This window comes from Rhodocytophaga rosea, from assembly GCF_010119975.1.
Lineage (GTDB): Bacteria > Bacteroidota > Bacteroidia > Cytophagales > 172606-1 > Rhodocytophaga > Rhodocytophaga rosea.
The window spans coordinates 7,609,551-7,628,245 of sequence record NZ_CP048222.1 but is presented as its reverse complement, the minus strand read 5'-3'; the positions used below and the strand labels follow the sequence as shown (position 1 = coordinate 7,628,245).

The 18,695-nt window shown below is 40.2% G+C and carries 13 protein-coding genes; 4 read left to right on the top strand and 9 right to left on the bottom strand.

Annotation, left to right across the window (positions count from 1 at the left end):
* Window positions 1-307: 307 nt before the first annotated feature.
* From GXP67_RS31295 to GXP67_RS31275, 5 genes are all read right to left on the bottom strand, one after another.
* Window positions 308-1,987 (bottom strand): serine hydrolase domain-containing protein, encoded by a 1,680-nt coding sequence (locus GXP67_RS31295; RefSeq protein ID WP_162446770.1) that lies wholly within the window; start codon window positions 1,985-1,987, stop codon window positions 308-310.
* Between the two features lie 193 nt (window positions 1,988-2,180).
* Window positions 2,181-2,828, bottom strand: coding sequence for a hypothetical protein (locus GXP67_RS37120; RefSeq protein WP_197901595.1), 648 nt, complete (start codon window positions 2,826-2,828; stop codon window positions 2,181-2,183).
* A 7-nt stretch (window positions 2,829-2,835) separates the two neighbouring features.
* Window positions 2,836-3,171 (bottom strand): PadR family transcriptional regulator, encoded by a 336-nt coding sequence (locus GXP67_RS31285; protein WP_162446769.1) that lies wholly within the window; start codon window positions 3,169-3,171, stop codon window positions 2,836-2,838.
* A 325-nt stretch (window positions 3,172-3,496) separates the two neighbouring features.
* Complete coding sequence (locus tag GXP67_RS31280; protein ID WP_162446768.1) at window positions 3,497-5,275, bottom strand: putative Ig domain-containing protein; 1,779 nt, start codon at window positions 5,273-5,275, stop codon at window positions 3,497-3,499.
* Between the two features lie 600 nt (window positions 5,276-5,875).
* Window positions 5,876-6,811: a LysR family transcriptional regulator gene (locus GXP67_RS31275; RefSeq protein WP_162443369.1), complete on the bottom strand. Its 936-nt coding sequence runs from the start codon at window positions 6,809-6,811 to the stop codon at window positions 5,876-5,878.
* A gap of 258 nt (window positions 6,812-7,069) precedes the next feature.
* Here GXP67_RS31275 and GXP67_RS31270 point away from each other — a divergent pair, with 258 nt between their 5' ends.
* From GXP67_RS31270 to GXP67_RS31255, 4 genes are all read left to right on the top strand, one after another.
* Window positions 7,070-8,086 carry a sodium-dependent bicarbonate transport family permease gene (locus GXP67_RS31270; RefSeq protein ID WP_162443368.1) on the top strand — a complete coding sequence of 339 codons (1,017 nt, stop codon included), beginning with the start codon at window positions 7,070-7,072 and terminating at the stop codon, window positions 8,084-8,086.
* A gap of 13 nt (window positions 8,087-8,099) precedes the next feature.
* Window positions 8,100-8,393 carry a hypothetical protein gene (locus GXP67_RS31265; RefSeq protein WP_162443367.1) on the top strand — a complete coding sequence of 98 codons (294 nt, stop codon included), beginning with the start codon at window positions 8,100-8,102 and terminating at the stop codon, window positions 8,391-8,393.
* A 177-nt stretch (window positions 8,394-8,570) separates the two neighbouring features.
* Window positions 8,571-10,046, top strand: a complete 1,476-nt coding sequence (locus tag GXP67_RS31260) for an NADP-dependent isocitrate dehydrogenase (protein WP_162443366.1) — start codon at window positions 8,571-8,573, stop codon at window positions 10,044-10,046.
* Between the two features lie 40 nt (window positions 10,047-10,086).
* Entirely contained in the window at window positions 10,087-10,302 is a 216-nt protein-coding gene (locus tag GXP67_RS31255) for a hypothetical protein (protein WP_162443365.1), read from the top strand.
* A 192-nt stretch (window positions 10,303-10,494) separates the two neighbouring features.
* Here GXP67_RS31255 and GXP67_RS31250 read toward each other — a convergent pair whose 3' ends face one another.
* From GXP67_RS31250 to GXP67_RS31235, 4 genes are all read right to left on the bottom strand, one after another.
* On the bottom strand, window positions 10,495-12,093 hold the full coding sequence (locus GXP67_RS31250) for a PAS domain-containing sensor histidine kinase (protein ID WP_162446767.1): 1,599 nt from the start codon (window positions 12,091-12,093) through the stop codon (window positions 10,495-10,497).
* Between the two features lie 433 nt (window positions 12,094-12,526).
* A complete protein-coding gene (locus tag GXP67_RS31245; protein WP_162446766.1) occupies window positions 12,527-13,054 on the bottom strand; it encodes a MepB family protein in 528 nt (175 codons plus the stop codon).
* A 363-nt stretch (window positions 13,055-13,417) separates the two neighbouring features.
* On the bottom strand, window positions 13,418-13,660 hold the full coding sequence (locus tag GXP67_RS31240) for a hypothetical protein (protein WP_162446765.1): 243 nt from the start codon (window positions 13,658-13,660) through the stop codon (window positions 13,418-13,420).
* A 344-nt stretch (window positions 13,661-14,004) separates the two neighbouring features.
* A complete protein-coding gene (locus tag GXP67_RS31235; protein WP_162446764.1) occupies window positions 14,005-18,681 on the bottom strand; it encodes a DUF7619 domain-containing protein in 4,677 nt (1,558 codons plus the stop codon).
* Window positions 18,682-18,695: the final 14 nt, after the last annotated feature.

The following is an 18,695-nucleotide window of genomic DNA, read 5'->3' as shown; positions in this document are numbered from 1 at the left end:
TGGCATGAAATGAATATGAGGTTTGTTCATCTTTGGGGTAATTTTTTTATCTCCCTGCCAAAACAATAAAGAGCATTACTACACATCAATAAATGTATTGATTGATGTGCAGATGTTTTTTTAATTCTTTGAAGGAGAATATGTAACTAGCTTGTAAACTACAAGCTTGCCTATCGCATAAATGATAGATTTTTGATGCAGATAAATGAAATCGTTTGTAGTGGTGTTTCACTGCCTGAAAATCAGGCAAGTTGTTCTACTATTCAGCAATATTCACTATCTATAGAATAGTCAGACAGCGATAGTATTACTCGATTTTCTTGTTGACGCTTCTCTTAATACTGCTTACCTTTTCAAATAAAATGTCTTTGACTGTTCCTTCAGAAGCGATTGTAAAACTAATCACCTCCCCATGTTTGTTTCTTTGGAATATGTAGCGTGTTCTGTTTCCTGAACCAAACTCATCTTGTTGACCGGCAGTCAACTTGATTTTTGGATTGTAGGGAAAAGAAACAAGGAGTTCATTATCTTGAGCTGATAATGAGTAGGTAACTCCCATCTCTGCTGAATAGTATTCGCCCACATACTCATTTGCCTTTACTGAAGCTGCCTCAACCAATTGCACCTTTTCAAAATAGAAAGTGGCTCCTGCAAAATCTACAGCCATATCCCATTTTCTCTCCTCCTGAGTATTAAACTTATGGGTAACACTTGCATTATTTATCCGCTCAAATTCATTTTTGCCACTTGCCACTAAAGGAACCGCGAGCCTTGAAAGCCTGTTTTTCGCTTTCAAAGTGTCATTCTCCACCAATATGCGTATGGTTAAGTCAGAGTTTATTTCCTGGTAATCCCCTGTAAAATGTTGTAGTGCTGTTTTCTTATGGATATAAATCTTTCCCTTTGTTTGGGTACTCAGTACTCCTTTGAGCAGCAAATCCAGAATCTGATAGGATAAATCTATGGCATTAATACTTTCCAGGTTTGAAAGTATAATCAGGGAAAGATTTTCTGAAGGAACACTAATCATCTGAGCTTTGAGTCCCAGATCCATCCCTGAATGATGGATTGTAGGATACCCTTTGTACGCATCGACAAACACCCCTCTCCCATACCCTGAAAAGCTACCATCACTCAATGTATCTTTTGTTGTCAGAAAGCTTGCCAGCGTTTTGGAGAGGGAATCCGTGGAAGAAAAGATGGTAGTCCATTTGGCTAAGTCCTCTACTGTAGAGTAAAGTCCACCAGCCCCGGTAATTATGTTTAAAGCCATCGCCTGTTTGTAGCCTTTGGCATCCTTATAGTAATTGTATGCCCCGTTTTTTATAATTTCCCTATTGGAGGTTTTAAAAAAAGTATTATTCATTCCCATAGGATGGAAGATACGCTCTGCAGCAAACTCATGGAGGCTATTTCCAGAAACCCGTTCTACTACTAAGGCTAATAGCACATAGTTAGAATTAGAGTAAAGCATTTTTTCTCCGGGCACATGATTAATCCCTTTCTGCCGGAAAAGCAATTCATACACCTCTTTATTGCTTACCCCTTCCAATTCAGGATTATATCCTTTTATATCCTGAAGTACATTATAATTGCGGATACCGCTGGTTTGGTTTAAAAGGTGTTGGATAGTAATTACGTTTCCATAAAAGGGAAGCTCTGGAATATATTTTCGCACATCATCCTGCAGGCTGAGTTTCTTATCTACAATCAGTAACCCTATACAAGCAGCTGTAAACTGTTTGGCTATAGAAGCCACCCTGAAAACGGTTCCTTCTCTAATAGCAATATCATAGCTTAAATTGGCTAAGCCACGCCTGTAAATGTGAAGCAGCTTTCCGTTTTTAACAATACCTACACTACATCCGGGACTGCCTGCAAGGGTATGTTTGGAGAAGATAGAATCTAATGTAGTTTCTATATTGTCTTGTGCAGATAAGTGAACCGTTAGCAAAAAGCCAACTAACAGGCAGGTGCTTCTTTTCATGTTGGGTGTGATTGAATAGCAATACTATATTGCTTCTATATTTACCTTAAGCATGGAAGATAAAATGAATAGAAAACTATGATGGAAAGCAATCAGAATGAACAAGGGTAACTTAGTCAGTTCCTAGCTCAGAGAAATAGATATAAAGTGGCGCATACAATCTAAAACATGACCGGATAGTGATTGCTATTTTTTAAATGGGAAGCGTTTCTTTAGGAAATTTTTGATGTATAGCTTTTTTGTATAGGATGAGAAACAGGAAGGGCAGAAAGCCAAAGGTAAATAGCATGGTTCCACCCACCAGAAGGATGCCTCCACCGGTTAGATGGCCAATTTTAAGCATGATACCTGTTCCCAAAACGGTTGCACTAGCAAAGCCTAAGGCGTCCTTTATTTTTTCAATCACCGACTTATCCTTCTGCTTATAGGTATCATAAGCAAGCAGGGGCAAAAAGAGCACTACTAAGCCGGTTAATCCAAACCAGAGCAAATAATTAGCCCCTGGCCATTCCATGGCTTTAAACAAAGAACCGATGCTGATACAAACTGACAGGAGCAGTCCGAGTGAATATTTTAGTTTTTGCATGCTTATCATTCTGTTAAAGTTCAAGGCAATAAATAGCTCATAGCTAATTTCATTAAGCCCACCGGGACACACCTGCAGGAAAGTTTTCTGGTAGGCTGCCTCAAAACTAAGGCCCTCCATCAAATAGGTTTCTATCGTGCAACAGAAATGATCCAGCAGGTCCTCTTTTACTTGCTCGACAGAGAGAGAACTTTTATCAATCTCAGCTTTAATGAATTCAAATTGTTGGTCGGTTATGATGGGTTGAGATAGCATAAAGTAGTTAGGCTTTAAGGGGAGGAAAAACAATCTGTTGAATAGTAGCTAAGAACGCCTGCAACTCATCAAAATGCGCGGCTTTTTGAGCATGACCTTGCCCGGTGAGAAAATAATATTTCCTGACCCGCTTGCCTACATAAACAGTCTCTACCTCAAGCAGGCCATCGACCAATAATTTATGTAAAGCCGGATATAAAGAACCTTCTTTTAACAGGATTTTATTGCCCGATAACTCTTTTACCTTTTGAGTAATTTCATAGCCATACATCTTGCCATGATCAGCCAGGAGCCTGAGAATAATAGAAGTTAAAGTACCTTTGAGAAGTTCAGTAGAGTTCATACCCAAATATACATAGATATATGATATATCAAAATACTATGCAATAATATTTAGTAGAAATATTTACTTGCCCTAAAGTATAATTGTAATCATGATAAATGTATTTAACAATCAATTAGGTGAATACGCAAACAGAGGCAGTTAATTTATTTGCCCCTTTCTTGAAACTGAACCAATGAGGCGAGAAGGGAAAAAATTGCAATTTATCACTTCTAAACTAGCATTTTTCTCCCCTTTTGCCCCCTCATTGTTATCACTTTATTTAAGAGCTGTTTTGTCAACCCATAGCCGGACAAGCCTACATAAGAAGGCTAAGGAGTAAGTCCTACTTCTTGATCACCCGTATACTTTGTGATTGGCCATGTTCAGCTTGCAGCTTGAGCAGGTAGATGCCAGGCTTCAAGTCTTGTGCCGATAAATCCAGTTCCCACTCTTGCCCTGTAACCTTAACAGTAGTCTCATATACTACCCTGCCTATTGCATCCAGTAACAGCATTTGCTGCCTTTTGCCTTCTCTACCTAAGCGCAAGGTCAGCTTGTCTTCAAATGGATTGGGATACGCCCTTACTACTTCTACCGGAGCCTGCTCTTGCACGGCAAGTCTGGCTATGGAGTTGCTGTAAGGGGAGAGCACTGCTCCGGGGATGACCTGGATGGCAGAATTGTCAGGTTGTTGCCAGCCTACTGACAGGTGATCACCTCCATAGGCTTCCTTGTGCAAGGATTCAATGTAATACTTCTTGCCGGCTTCCAGATAGATGGGGGCTGACTGCTGGGATGCATATTTACTCCATTGCCGAGGCTGTGTCGCTCCGTTTACCCAGGCAATGCGCTGCTTGTTACTAGCTTGATGGTCCGAACTTAAAAATAAAGCACTGTTGTCATCGGAAGCAATCCAAAATGTATAGCTGCCGCTCATGGGTGGACAAATGTAACCCCGGATGCGGTCACCGTATTCATTGGTCACGTTGGAAGGACCTTCAAAGCTGGTTAACTGACGTGTAGCCGTAGGTGGAGTGTTGATCGGAATCTGACGCACATCGTAACCTTTTACTTTCACCCACGTTTCGCGCAGAATTGTTCCTGTTGCCTGGCAGCTACCTATGGCCGGTTTGATGAGGAGCGTATCAGAGACATAGCCATCACAAAGGGCCGCTCCGTTGGCCAGGATATGCACGTAAAAGGAACCAGCCTCTACAGGTATGCCACTGATCTCTCCAAACTCGTTTAGATGCAGGCCACTGGGTAGTTTGGAAGAAGGCACCAGGTAATATCTGTAGCCACCTGTACCCCCTGTTGGGGTAAGGTAGGTACTATACGGTACGCCTACCTGGCCTTTAGGCAGTGGTGCAAAAGTGGGTGGAGCAGGGCAAGTAGTAGTAATCGTATAGGCTTTTTGCTTGGAGCAGCCATTAGAATCGGTTGCGCTGATGACAAACTCAAAGCTCACTCCATCCCCGAGCAGGGCTTCCCCTGTAATGACTCCTATAGTGGTATCCAAGGAGAAATATTCACCTAACTGTCCCTGCACAATTGTGTAGGTATACGAGCCGGCCGGACTAGCAGCTACCGAAGCTAAATAAGGTTGCTTGGCCACAGCCATGGGTAAGCTATCTGGTAAACTAAACGGGCATGGAGAGAGATCTTCTTCAATAGTCCAGGGCACTTTTACGTAAAAGGTACATCCACTCGATTCATTGACTGCAATTATATCAAGTTCATAGCTACCCGCCTGGGTAGGAAAACCCGAAAAGGTAGCCCCTCCTTCCAGCCATAGGCCTTCGGGAATTTGTTCGTTGGCAAAATAAAGATAGTAACCCTGATATTCACTGCTTAGCTTGACGGTGCCGCGATAAAATTTACCTACAATACCTTTAGGCAAGGGAGCAAAGGTGAGGGTTGGACAGTCGGCTTGCAACAGAATCGACACCTGGCTGGCAGGCGGGGGAGTAAGGCCTGAGGCGGCAGCAACTGTCAGGGACACTGACCGCAACAAGGCCATCAGACAAAGCAGACCAGCCAGCCGGGTGCGCATGGAGCAGGGAAAGAGGGGGGCTGGCAGCACCCGAGCCGATAGCGGCCAAGCATGTAAAACTGGGGTCATAGCAATAGTTGAAAGAGATTGAAAAGAATTGAATCAGAAAGTAATGCTCAAGGAATAAGTTTGCTGAATTGAAGTAGGCAATTCATATGTATAAGCAAAAAGATGGTCGCATTTACGTTAGGTAAATATAAACTTATCCTCCTATCTATTGTAGTTGACTAATCAACCTACTTGCGATAGAAATAACAGTTACAAAAAGCTTCTTGAAAATACGATCTAGACAATTCAAAAGCAACTATTAAGTTGCTCTAAAGGGATTAAATTTTACTGTCGGCTTCCTTGTTTTTCATACAGTCGTATAGAAGAAAAATTGATGGGGTCCATCCTTAAATATGAAGTTTCAAGAAAGGGGGAGTTATTTTAACTCCTCTAATTGTAGAGGAGAAGCAAACAACTTGGATTTAACATCCGGATCCTAGAGTTAATAGAAAGGTAGAATAGTGTTATGTGAATACTGATTAATTTACTTTTGAAACAGGTATAACTATTTTTCAGGAAATTTTATTTCTATATAAGTTGATTGGTGAATTATATCCGGCTGACACTTATAGGAGTGCATCACCGAATTATTAGTCTACAGGTAACATCAGATTTACTTGCCTATTTAATATACTGCCTGGCCCAGGCAAAATGTGCATCAAATACAGACTCTTTGTTCTCCCTGATCGAAGTCAGAAAAACCTGGCAAGCCGGTGAAAACCTCTTTCCTTTTAACCAGATCAAACGCCAGTATGCATAAAGTGGAAACCCTGTAACAGGCAATAGCCGCACATCTCCCGTGAGCAATTCTGAACGTAAACTGTATATAGAAAGCACAGATGCCCCTAATCCGGCAATCACTGCCTGTTTGATGGCCTCTGTAGAACTAAGTTCCAGTTTTATGGAGGGATAAACTGATACCGTACTCATGTATTCTTCCGTCACGATTCTGGTAGCAGATCCATCTTCCCGGTACAGGATAGGCATGTCCTTTAGAAGGGATATGTCGCCGGCCGCCGCAGTTGTCCCGGGCATAAAGTCTCTTCCGGCTACCAGCCAGAGCGCATTGGGCATGAGCAACTCTTCTTCTACTTCCAGCTGGCCGGGCAAGATAGATACCAAAGCAAAATCAGTTTTGTTCTCCTGCATTGTTTCCAGGACTTGCCTGCGGTTAGTAACATCCATTTCTAACTTCACATGGGGATACTTTTTGTAAAATGGAGCCAGGTAATAGGGCATAATGTACTTGCCTGTAGACACAATCGAAAATTTAATCTTGCCTGTCAGCAGCCCTTTTCTTGCCAGCATCTGCTGAGAGATCTCTTCGGTGCTGGCGAGTATAGATTCGGCTATTGTTACTAGCTCTTTGCCAAATTCTGTAATGTATAACTTCCTCCCTATTATTTCTGTGAGGGGGATATCAAACTGATCCTGCAGGTTCCTGAGTTGAATAGAAACTGCCGGCTGGGTCATGTTAAGCTGTTCGGAGGCACGGGTAATGCTGCTGTGTTTAGCTACCACAGTAAATATCTTTAGTTGATGAAGGGTATAGTGCATAAATGAATGTATATGTATATCATAATAAATATAAATAAAAATATATAAGAAAGGCGCTGTAGTTTTGAGAAAAAATAAAATATATGCCTGAGAGAATGCCAGCGACGGACAGCCGCATACACCTATATTACACCCTTAAGAGAAATAATACAATCCCATCCCTACACAAGCGCCTCTATGCGCACAACAGGCGTACTCCCTCCATACTATTTTAAAAGCTACCCTTATTCTCACCCTTGCTCAACTATAATATAACATATGGAAATTGGCTTATTTGTCAGTAATTTAACAAACCCTACCCTTCTGTTTTTTGGTCTTGGCCTGCTGGCGGCCACCTTAAAAAGTGACCTGGAAATTCCGGCAGCCAGCATCAAATTTATCTCTCTATACCTGCTGCTCTCTATCGGTTTTAAAGGGGGACAGGAGCTGGCACACAGTGCTTTTACCCTGGAGATTCTCTATGCCATTCTGTTCGGGTTAACAATTGCCTCCCTGGTGCCCCTGTATACTTTCTATATCCTCAGAAAGCGGCTGGGGGTGGCTGATGCCGGTGCCATTGCGGCTGCCTACGGATCGGTGAGTGCGGTAACCTTTGTAGCGGCTGCCTCTTTTCTGGAAACTTATCAGCATACTTTTAGTGGGTATATGGTGGCCGTGATGGCCTTTATGGAATCGCCGGCCATTGTTATCGCCGTTTTTCTGATAAATAAATATGATAAGCAGCAGGCAGGCAACACTGACTTAGGCAAAATACTGGGCCATTCCTTTACTAACGGAAGTGTGTTTCTGATCCTGGGAAGCCTGCTGATCGGCTACCTGGCAGATGCCAAACAAGCAGAAGGGATTAAACCTTTCACGACCGACATATTTAAAGGGTTTCTGGCCATTTTCCTGCTCGAAATGGGCATGGTTACCGCCAGACGTTTCTCTTCATTCCGGAAATATGGCCTGTATCTACCTTTGTTTGGTATCTTGGTGGCAGCCTGTAACGGCAGCCTGGTAGCCCTCGCCAGTGTTCTGGTAACAAATGATCCGGGCACACGCTTTATGTTTGCTATCCTGGGTGCCGGGGCTTCTTATATTGCCGTACCTGCTGCGATGCGCATGGCGGCCCCCAAAGCCGACCCCGGATTGTATATTCCCATGGCCCTGGGGGTTGCCTTCCCCTTTAATATATCTGTCGGCATGGTGCTGTACTGGTATATTATACAAACACATGTATCCGAACGCCTTTCTTCTAACTTATCGCAACTATTTACTTACCTACACTTCTAAAACAATAACGATTATGATCTCTTATTTTCGATTCCTGCTGCTTTCCATGCCTGAAAGAGAACAGTATCTCACCGAAAGAGCCCCCTTTCTTTTAAGTTATGCTGACGATACAAAAGAGCTTCGCTTGTATGCCGTGAATGATTTTTTTGCAGAAATGCATCTGGATGAGCAAAAGCTGGTGACGGAAATCATTTCTTTCAAAAGAACCGGCCGCCTGGAGCAACACACCCGGCACCTTAGTCTGAGGGGGCTACAGACATCAGGCGTAACGGGAGGCCATCTAAAAGATAAATTCACTGCCCGGTAATAAAGCAAATCCCTGCGGAATAGGGAATACCTGTAAGGGCATGTACGGATCGGGCATTGCTGAATGAGTATCCGCTCAGGTAAGCATTTTCTAATGTTATCCTAATCTTATTCTAAGGCGAGCAGCGCAAATTTGTAACGGCAGATCATTTCTGAAAATTTAACCAAAAAAATACATATGCTTCCAAAAACGCCCATTACGTTTGCCTATGGCGATGGCATAGGCCCTGAAATTATGGATGCCACCATCCGGATACTTACTGCCGCCGGTGCTGCTATTAGCCCGGAAGTGATCGAGATCGGAGAGAAAGTGTACCTGCAAGGCAATACATCCGGCATTGATGCGCAAGCGTGGGATTCGCTGAGAAAAACAAAAATATTTTTAAAAGCACCTATTACCACACCTCTTGGCAGCGGGTACAAAAGCCTGAATGTAACGATCAGAAAAACCTTGGGGCTGTTTGCCAATGTACGTCCTTGTTTGTCACTCCACCCATTTGTGACTACCAAACATCCCAGGTTAGATGTAATCATCATCCGGGAGAATGAGGAAGATGTATATGCCGGCATAGAGCATCAACAGTCAGCCGATGTCGTGCAATGCCTTAAACTGATTACCCGTCCGGGATGCGAAAAAATTATCCGCTATGCCTTTGAATATGCCAAAACGTATGGCAGGAAAAAAGTGACCTGCATGACCAAAAACAACATCATGAAACTCACCGATGGCTTGTTTTACCAGACCTTCCAGCAGATAGGTGCCCAGTATCCGGAAATTGAAAAGGAGCATCAGATTATAGACATCGGCGCTGCCCTGCTGGCTGATCAACCGGAAAAGTATGATGTAGTGGTTACCCTGAACCTGTATGGGGATATTATTTCTGATGTAGTAGCCCAGATAGCAGGTTCTGTAGGTCTGGCAGGCTCGGCCAATATCGGAGACCATTGCACCATGTTTGAGGCCATTCATGGATCTGCCCCGGATATAGCCGGGAAAAATATAGCCAACCCGTCCGGGTTGATACAGGCATCCATTCTGATGCTGATGCATATCGGACAAAACAGGGTAGCCGAAAGGATACATAACGCTTGGCTGGCTACGATTGAAAGCGGCTCGCATACGGCAGATATTTTCCGGCAAGGCGTAAGTAAAGCAAAGGTGGGCACCCAGCAGTTTGCCGACCAGGTGATCGGTAACCTGGATACATATCCGGCTTATTTTCCAAAGGTTAATCATAGCAGCCATGCACCCAAACCCTTTGTTGTACTACCTTATCAAAGACCTGTGAACCACAAGCAACTGGTCGGAGCTGATATTTTTGTTTGCCATGACAATATTTCACCCGATCAGTTAGGCGATCAGCTTACGGGGTTAACGCCTGCCGGCCTGAAGTTAAAGATGATCACCAACCGGGGTGTAAAAGTGTATCCACAAGGGCATGCAGAAACCTTTTGTACCGATCACTGGAGATGCCGCTTTGTGGCCGAAGGGACAGTAACAGAGAATGCAGACCCTTTATATGTTCCCCTGGAATATTCAAGGTTGCTTTCCCTACAGGAAGTGCTCTCGCGAGCCGGTCTGGAAATCATCAAAACCGAAAACCTCTATACATTTAATGGAAAGAGGGGGTTTTCTCTTGGACAGGGGGAATAATAGTCATTTTCGCAAATAAATAATAAAACCCAACCTCTACATGCGCATACTCGATATCAGTTGCCTATTAATTATGCCATCGGCTCTTTTCATATACCTCAACAACAGATACCTGAAATTACTCCCTACCATTGGGCTTACCTTGCTTGCCTTGTTTTCTTTACTATTTATTCTTTTAACAGGCAAGTTTATAACAGCAATCAGCCAGAAGGCACAGGAAATACAATTGGAATTTAATTTTTCCGCTGCTGCTTAGCAGGTATAAGACCTTCTGCTCAAAGACAATAGCAGGGAACAGAATTAGGAGGTTAAATTAACTCCCCCTTTAGTGAAACTGAACATATGGGCGAGAGGGAAGTAAATTTAACTTCCGTTCTCTAAAACATAAGAAACAGGTATTTAAATATGCTCTCTTTCTATTCTCCATTATTTTGTGGATATCCAGGGTTTAATTCACCATTCTGTTTGGTAGAATAACGAGAAAATGCGTGCCCTTTCCGGGCTTACTTCGAAAGGTGATAGTGCCTTTCAGGGCCATCACAGCCTGTCTGACAATATAGAGTCCCAACCCCGAGCCTTCTGATTGCTCAGTAGCCCGAAAAAACATGCCAAAAATATGGTCCTGGTAGGCCTTCTCAATGCCCATGCCATTGTCATAGAGGTGAATTTTTGCTAGTTTATCATCTACTTTTATGGTAATATTGAGACAATTCTCCGCTTTGCTAGTATCCATGTACTTGACAGCATTGGAAATCAGATTGGAAAAGATAATGCGGAGCCTGAATAAATCTGAGTAAAAATCTCCATCGGCTATGTGAAGGGAAATAGCTAGCCGCTCGAAATTCTTCATCAGTTCCAAAGCAGCAAAGGTCTCTTTGACAAGACCGTTCAAATCAATTTTCTCATACTCAACATCCGTGCGGGTATTGCGAGAATAGTCCAGAGTAGATTTGATAAAGCCATCGAGTTTGTTAACCCTGTTTTCTATCAAATCTACATATTGCGATACTGAATCCGGTAGTGGTTCTCCTTTTATTAAACGCACCAGCCCTAAGATGGTCATCAGCGGTGCTCGCAAATCATGAGATGTTTTATAGACAAACTGGTCAAGCTCAAAATTCCGCTCCTTTAAATCCTGCATGATTTGCACTAGTTTCTCTTTGGCTTCAACTTGCCCTGTGATCTCCGTACAGGCAACAATCACCCCAACAATCTCCCCTTGCAAATTGCGGAAAGGATTATAGATAATGTGAAAATAGGCCTGCTCTGGGGTTTGGTGTCTTGTTAGTCTGACTGACACATCGAATTGAACCAGGGATTCTCCGCTGGTATACACCTTTTTAAGCGCGACTTCAAATCCATGTTGAGCTATTTCAGGGATAGCTTCGAAAAGAGATCTATCAAGGATTTGCTCCCGGCTTCTTCCGGCAAACTCCAGCAGCTTTTCATTGGCAAAGCGGACTACAAAATTACTGCCCTCATAAATGGCAATGGCCACAGGGGTTTGCATCAAAAGGTTGAAAACATATTCCCGCTGACGTTCTGCCTCCTGTCTAGCCAACTGTTCCTGCATTAATAGTTCTTCGGTGAGGGCAGTCAGGTCTTTGATTTGTTTTTTATCATTGATCTGCTCTGTGACATCCTCTGTTCTATGCAAGATATACTTCACCTGCCCCTGCTCATCGAGGACTGGTACATTGACCGCCCTCCAGAATTTCCTAATAAATCCATCGCTTGGTTTCCCTCCTTTGGGAATATCATATTGCTGCAAGGGTATATGGTGGGGCTGTTTGCTGCAGACCGCTTCCATAAAAGAATATTGAAGGGAGGAGACTGCATTCACCTGAGGTGAATCCGGATTTTCAGGAAACACATCAAAGAGGAATTCACCTAGTATCTTTTCATCGGTATCAGTAATGAGGTAAAAGGCTTGGCTTGCTGCCAGGATATAGCCCTCCACAGAGAGAAGCAGGCAAGGATCAGGCAAGTATTGAATGATTTGTTGTGCTTCTCTATTAGAAAAAGAGCTCTTTTCTGCCCGCATCATCTTTGAAGGAATATTCTACAATACGTATAAAATAATTCCTTTTTCTAACGCATTCCCTCCCAATTAGATTCAGCTTTTTTGAAACCAGACCAGCAGACATAAGGGTTCTATTGATAAGAGTGGGGCTTCAGGTAGATCAAGTGGTAGAAGTTTCTGTAGTAGTTGTGGGGTATGGAGGTGAAGTGGATTGAATGTAGCTGTTAAGCAGTAAGTTACGCACAAACATCAACTAAAATTATAGTAAAAATCAAGTAAACAGATATACCCCTTTAGCAAAACTCAATCGTAAGGTAAAGAATCTGACTTAAAGTAAATTTTTCTTCTTGGTATCTATCCCAAAAACAAATAGCCTGACCAATTACTGCTGATGAATTTTGCACCTCAACCCTGCTGAGGCAAAACCCTTGTTGGTGGTTCTTTGCGTTTTGCATTCTTAGCTTTTGTTTGTTTTGTCAAATAATTTCTTGGTCAAGTCAAGGTCGGCAGAACCATCGCTCTTAATTGTTACGAAATATTTTGTCTGCCAACGTTGAGTTTTTTCTGCTTGTTTATTAGTTACCTTGTCCCACAAGGGATAAACCCTAATTCCACGTTTCCCACCTTTTTCATTTTGTGAAATAATTCCTTTATCTGCCAAAACTGACTTTGGAAAAATAAATTGTCCCATGTTATCACCACTTTTTGATGTAATCACGACAAAATCCATATCATCCAACATGTCAAAAGGTTTGGTTATCCCATTCTTGTTTCGTTTCCAAAGAGTTACAAATTGTCCGGTCTTTGTTGGAGTAATTTTAGAAACTCTGTGTTCAACTCTTTTTCCGTTAACATCAAATGTGCAGGCACCATATTGCACACTTTCTAAATTCAGTTGTAGGTTTGTAAGCCTTAAACCGCATTTGTCATAAACTAATTCTTTCACAACTTTCAAGTAGGAATAAAGTATGTTTTCAGTTGTCATGATTTAATTCTGTTGGTTTTGGCATCCTCCCTTAAAATTTAGACAGTTTTAAAGTGAACAGAAAGAGGAGTTAAATTAACTACCCCTTTCAGGTAACTTAAGTATAGCATCGAAGTCTGTCGAAAAATAAAAGCAATAAAGTAGTCAGACCAATCTATCCATGCCTGTAATAGGAAGACTATGATGCCTACAGGTCAGACCAAGTGAAAAAAGAGGTAGAAAGGGTTTAAAGTTAGTAGCTTTTGGTAAATGTAGTCGTGCAGTGTTTTATGGTGGTTTGTTGATATACTTATTTCTATGTAGTAGCTTCTCTAATTTTTTGCCACCAAATACATGGGCAGGAGTAGTTATTTAAATACTTAATTAAAATAAATGAGGATGTTTGATCTGCTCAAATCCTGAAAGAAGTGTATCTAAGCCGGATTCTAATTCTTTTTGTTCGTAAGGATCCCCTGCAGCCAAGAACACGGTGGTATTGGTTTTCTCCATTGCTTGCTCAACGATCATTTTTACATTTTCTATCTTTTCTATCCCATACCCTTCAACCTTGATATCTTCTACTTCTTTAAACAACTCCTCTGTTTGAGAAATAATGCGTATGTTCATATTTATAAGGTTTAAAACAAATAGTATATACGTAAAAACAGAAAAAGGTTTTCTCAATCTACACTCACCTTCTTGCCTGCTTTATTGTCTCACCATAGCCCCTTTTGGCTTTACTAAATAAAAAATGGGCTAAAGGGAAATGACATTGAAGTTCATTTTCCCCTCTTACTCATTGAAGTTTCACTATTGGGGAAGTTATCATTACTCCTATGATATTCCAGTGAATAGTGAATACTGACAAAAGGGAAAACAATAAGTTATATGTCTACTATTGAGAGGAGAATATTTATCACCTCTGGCCCATATATAAAGTTTACACAAGGGGTAATTTATTTTATCTCTCCTTACTGAATAATAATTCGTTTAATTAATAGTCCTTGTTTGGTTTGTATTCTCACAACAAAAAGACCTTTCCCAAAACTTGATAAATCAATCTTTTTTTCGATCACATAATTTTTAGCGCCATGTTTTTCTTTGAGTATTTCTCTTCCAAATGAGTCAAAAATACTTAGTTCAACGGAGGTTTCATTTGTTAACTCCATCCATAGGGTAACTATTCCAGATGAAGGATTAGGGTAGACTTTTATCTTTAAGTCTATCTCCTCATTAATGCCCGTTGGTATTTTTTCATAATTAAAAACTTCAGACAGTGCAGATGTACAATTATTGACCGTAATCTTAACCGTATACTTTCCTGACTTATCTGCACTAATACTTTGATCATGTGTATTCAAGGCTACTCCATCCATAAACCATTCATAACTTGTAGCTTCTATCGGGCAATACAAACTATCAGCTGTTTTTTGAATTATTGTAGGTGATTTAGGAATGGGAATAATTAATGCTTCTACAGGTATTCTTGGCCCTTCACAACCCGATTCAATAGCAGCTACATAATAGGTTGTAGAGACCGTCAGCACAGGTGTGATAAAAATAGAATCAGTTGAAATAGGTTCTGTAGAGCTCACGTTTGTATACCAGTTATAATGGGCTGCCCCTTTAACATGTAAGCTCACCCTTCCTTCTCCACATACTCTTTCAGATTTCACTTCTTTTATTAAGGGTGTAGCAAACCTTGTAACAGTAACTCGGCTTGTTGTAGAGTCGGTACCACAAGTACTAGTTGGAAGTTTCCATTCAAATATATTCTCACCATAGCTTAAATTCGTTACAAGAGTAGATGAATTATTTAGTTCTTGTATTAATCCTCCACCTTTTAAGACTCTCCATTTTCCCTGCCCAACTATGGATGGATTAGCTCGTAATTTGACTGTATCCTGCTTACAAAAGTTTCGATTTGATCCTGCAAAAGCAGCAGGATTGAGTACACCACAAATAATCACTCTGCCTGAATTAGAGGGAGGAATAGTAGGTGATAGATCATGAATGGTGTTGCTGATTATATTTGTTGTAATGGCTTTATTATAGTCAAAGATAATACTAGCATTGTTTTCAATTACTGTGCCTTGGGTAACAGAACTCTTAGGTGTAATAGAAAACTTAATATAGCCATGACTTGCTGGTTCATTTTTATTACTATCCGGTAGATTTATGTTAGTAAAAGTAAAGGTAAGAATAAGTTGACCTTTACCCGATACAGAAAGTTTATAGGGATGAGATATTGTTCCTAACTTCAAAGTGGCTACATCGAAATTTTCAGAAAGGGTATCAACTACTATTACTTTATAGGCTGTATCTGTTCCTGTGTTCTGAAAACGTATTGTATATTCCAAAGGTGTACGAGAAGGAGTATAATGATTAGCTGTAGTTCCTATTGGAAATACAGATTTATCATTAGGATCAAATGAATCAATAATAGGAAGGCATTCTGTAGCTTCTTCTAAAAGTTGATTACTAGAAGAAAATTGTGGAACAAAGCCTGTACTAAATTTACCTTCCTTATTTATTCCGCAAGCCTCAAGTGAAATATCACTTTTTTTTCTGTTAGGATGATATGGACGTTGATCGATTTCCAATCTAACGGTTTGCCCATTAGCTACTACTTCCAAACGTAAACTGTCTCCTTGAGCAAGTTTTATTTTGTTAGTAAAAGTGAGTTGAGCATCTAAATAAATTCTATAAGAAGTACTATCTGCCATATTTCCCTTTCCCGAATTAAACATGCCAAGACTTACAATTCCGCTAGCTTTACATTTTGCTTTGAGAGTAATATCTGACTGGTCCCATTTAGGGTCATGCGTAATACAACCATTTGTAGGTGTAATCCAAGCTTTCGTGCATTGAGTTAGACCTCGTATGTTTTCATTGCCACACATTACAGAATCAATAATTGTGATACTACCGCATTGATTAGGAGAGAGCGTACCTATGTTAAAGATGTAAGTTGAATCTGCATCTATTGTATAAGTTTTATTAATGTGAATCGGCAATACATACTCAGGAAGTTTCAGATAAACTTTTACATCCTTTGCTGAGGCTAAACCTTCATTACAATAATCAATCGTAGTGTATCCCCTAAAACATCTTCTTCTTCTACCTGAGGCTACTTTTATTGTTAGTTGAGGACAAAGAGTAATTTGATTAGCGAAATCTAGGTTATTAACTTCATTATTATAGGTTTCAAAATTAACCCTATAGGTAGTATCATTAAGAGGACATATTTGCTTGGCCAGTTGGCCTTTATCTGCTGGTAAAATTTGCTTAATGACATAGCTTCCAGTATCTACAGCAATTTTATAATTACCTTCTTTATCCGTAATCCCATAGTATGAGCCTGGCTCAGCACTGACAATAATGTTTTCTAAATTGTTTTCTCCTGCTTCTTTTACACAATTTTGATTTATTTCTCTATAAATATTTCCTTTGATGTAGTTGTTGAAAACTAATGTTCTTGCACCAAAAGCAGCAAGATTACTTATATTATTTGCATCAATAGTTACAAATTCTCCTCCAACGTAAAGTGTTTTTTCATTAAAAGCTACTATGGTATTAATTTTTCTATCAGGATTAGGCGCCCAGGTTGTAGAAATGCCTGTATAAATATTAACAGCAGCTAATCTATTGCGAGATACTCCAGAAACGGTAGAAAAACTACCACCTATATAAACGTTTTCACCTAAGATGGCTAGAGTACTGATTGTATTGTTGACATTAGGGTTCCAAGTTGTTGGTAATCCACTAACTAAATCTACCGATGCTAGTTTATTTCGTTGTTGACTGCCAATAGATGAAAAGTTACCTCCAATTATGATTTGATTGTCTGTAAAGTCAAAAGCCAACACTTCTCTATTTGGGTTAGGATTCCAATCTGTAGGTACTCCTGTATTAATATCTAAGGCTGCTAAGTAAGATCTATTTTTACCTTCACGAATAGAAAAATTGCCACCCACATACAGTAATCCATTTCTAATTTTCAAACAATTGATTGAGCCCAATTGATAGACTTTTGGGTTCCAGGCTGTAGTATTTCCGGAAGTAATATCAAAAGCGGCTAATCTACTTCTGTATTGCTCACCCATCGTATAAAAATTTCCTCCAACAAAAACCGTATTCTTTGATATAGCTATCGCATCTATCATTCCATCTGAATCAGAATAAATATTGGGCTTCCATGAGGTAACAATCCCTGAATAAGCATCAAAAGCTGCTATTTTATTTCGATTTGCAGATCCTATTGTAGTGAACTTTCCCCCTACATAAACAAGATTTCCACTTGTAACTACAGTTTGTACAACATCATTAGGATTAGGGTTCCAGTTTGTTACTTGTCCAGTGGCTACATCAATAGAGGCTAAATTGTTTCTAAATTTTCCATTAATAGCATTAACATCACCAAGTAAAAACATTTTATTTCCTGAAAAGGAAAATTCTCTTATCCAAGAAGCGCTCGGATTTAATGCTATATTAGTGACAGTTCGATTGATAAGATCTACTTGTGCGAAATTATGTCTTGGAATACCGGAGACTGAATTGAAATCTCCAAAAAGGTATAATTTGTCTTTATAGATTTTAAATGGGACTACACTTGGCCTTAATTTATCGACTGTTAAATTTGGATTCCAAGAAGTAGCACGTCCTGTAATCATATCAACAGAGGCAAACCCGTTACGATTTTGTCCACCGATATTAGAAAAATATCCACCAGCTATAAATATTTCATTTTCATAAGCATCGATATCAAAATTATATCCTGAATAACCCTCGGGAGTTATAGGATTGGGATTCCAACTTAGTAATTCAAGCGTTTTTAGATCAATGGCAGCAAATCTGTTTCTAAAACTACCATTAACACGATTAAAAGCACCTGTAAAATACAAAATCCCTTTATGAACAATTACTTTATTTACATAACCACTTGGATCATAACCATCAACGTCTATTTTAACACTTAAGTTGGTGGGTTTGCCTGTGCTTAAATCATAAGCACCTAAATGTTCAGTAGCATTATTTCCTAAATGGGACAATCTACCCCCAACGTATAAAGTATTATTATCAACAAAAAGGGAAAACACAGTTACAGAACTAATAAAATTTATATTTGGATTCCAAGGTAATACTTTGCCCTCTTTAGTATCAACAGCTGCAAGAGTGAGTCTTGGCCTATCATTCACAGTTTCAAACCAGCCACCGATAAAAAGAGTATCCCCCTTGCGAACTAAACAGTTTACTTGAGCAGAAACGGTTGTTTTAAATGAAGGGTCAATCGTAAAATCTGGTAATAAATGGATGATACTATTACCATAAGTGCCTGTAATTGTAGTAAACTCTCCTGCCATAAACCAACCTCCTTTGCCATCGTCTACCATTGTAGATATTGTTCTATCAAGGTTGGGTAAACTCGTGATCAAATCTCCATCATTAATGTTTATGACTGCTGGCCCATTTAAACCTGTATGCTTACCTATATAGGAAAAGTTTCCTCCTACATACAAAGTGTTCCCGGATCTTGTTATTGTATTGACCGTACCATTAGTTTTAACCATTGCGGTGTCTATCTGTTGAGCAAAAACAATAAATGGAAAAACAAGAAGCAATGGTAGGAGTAAAATGAATCTATGCATAAATTATTTAAATG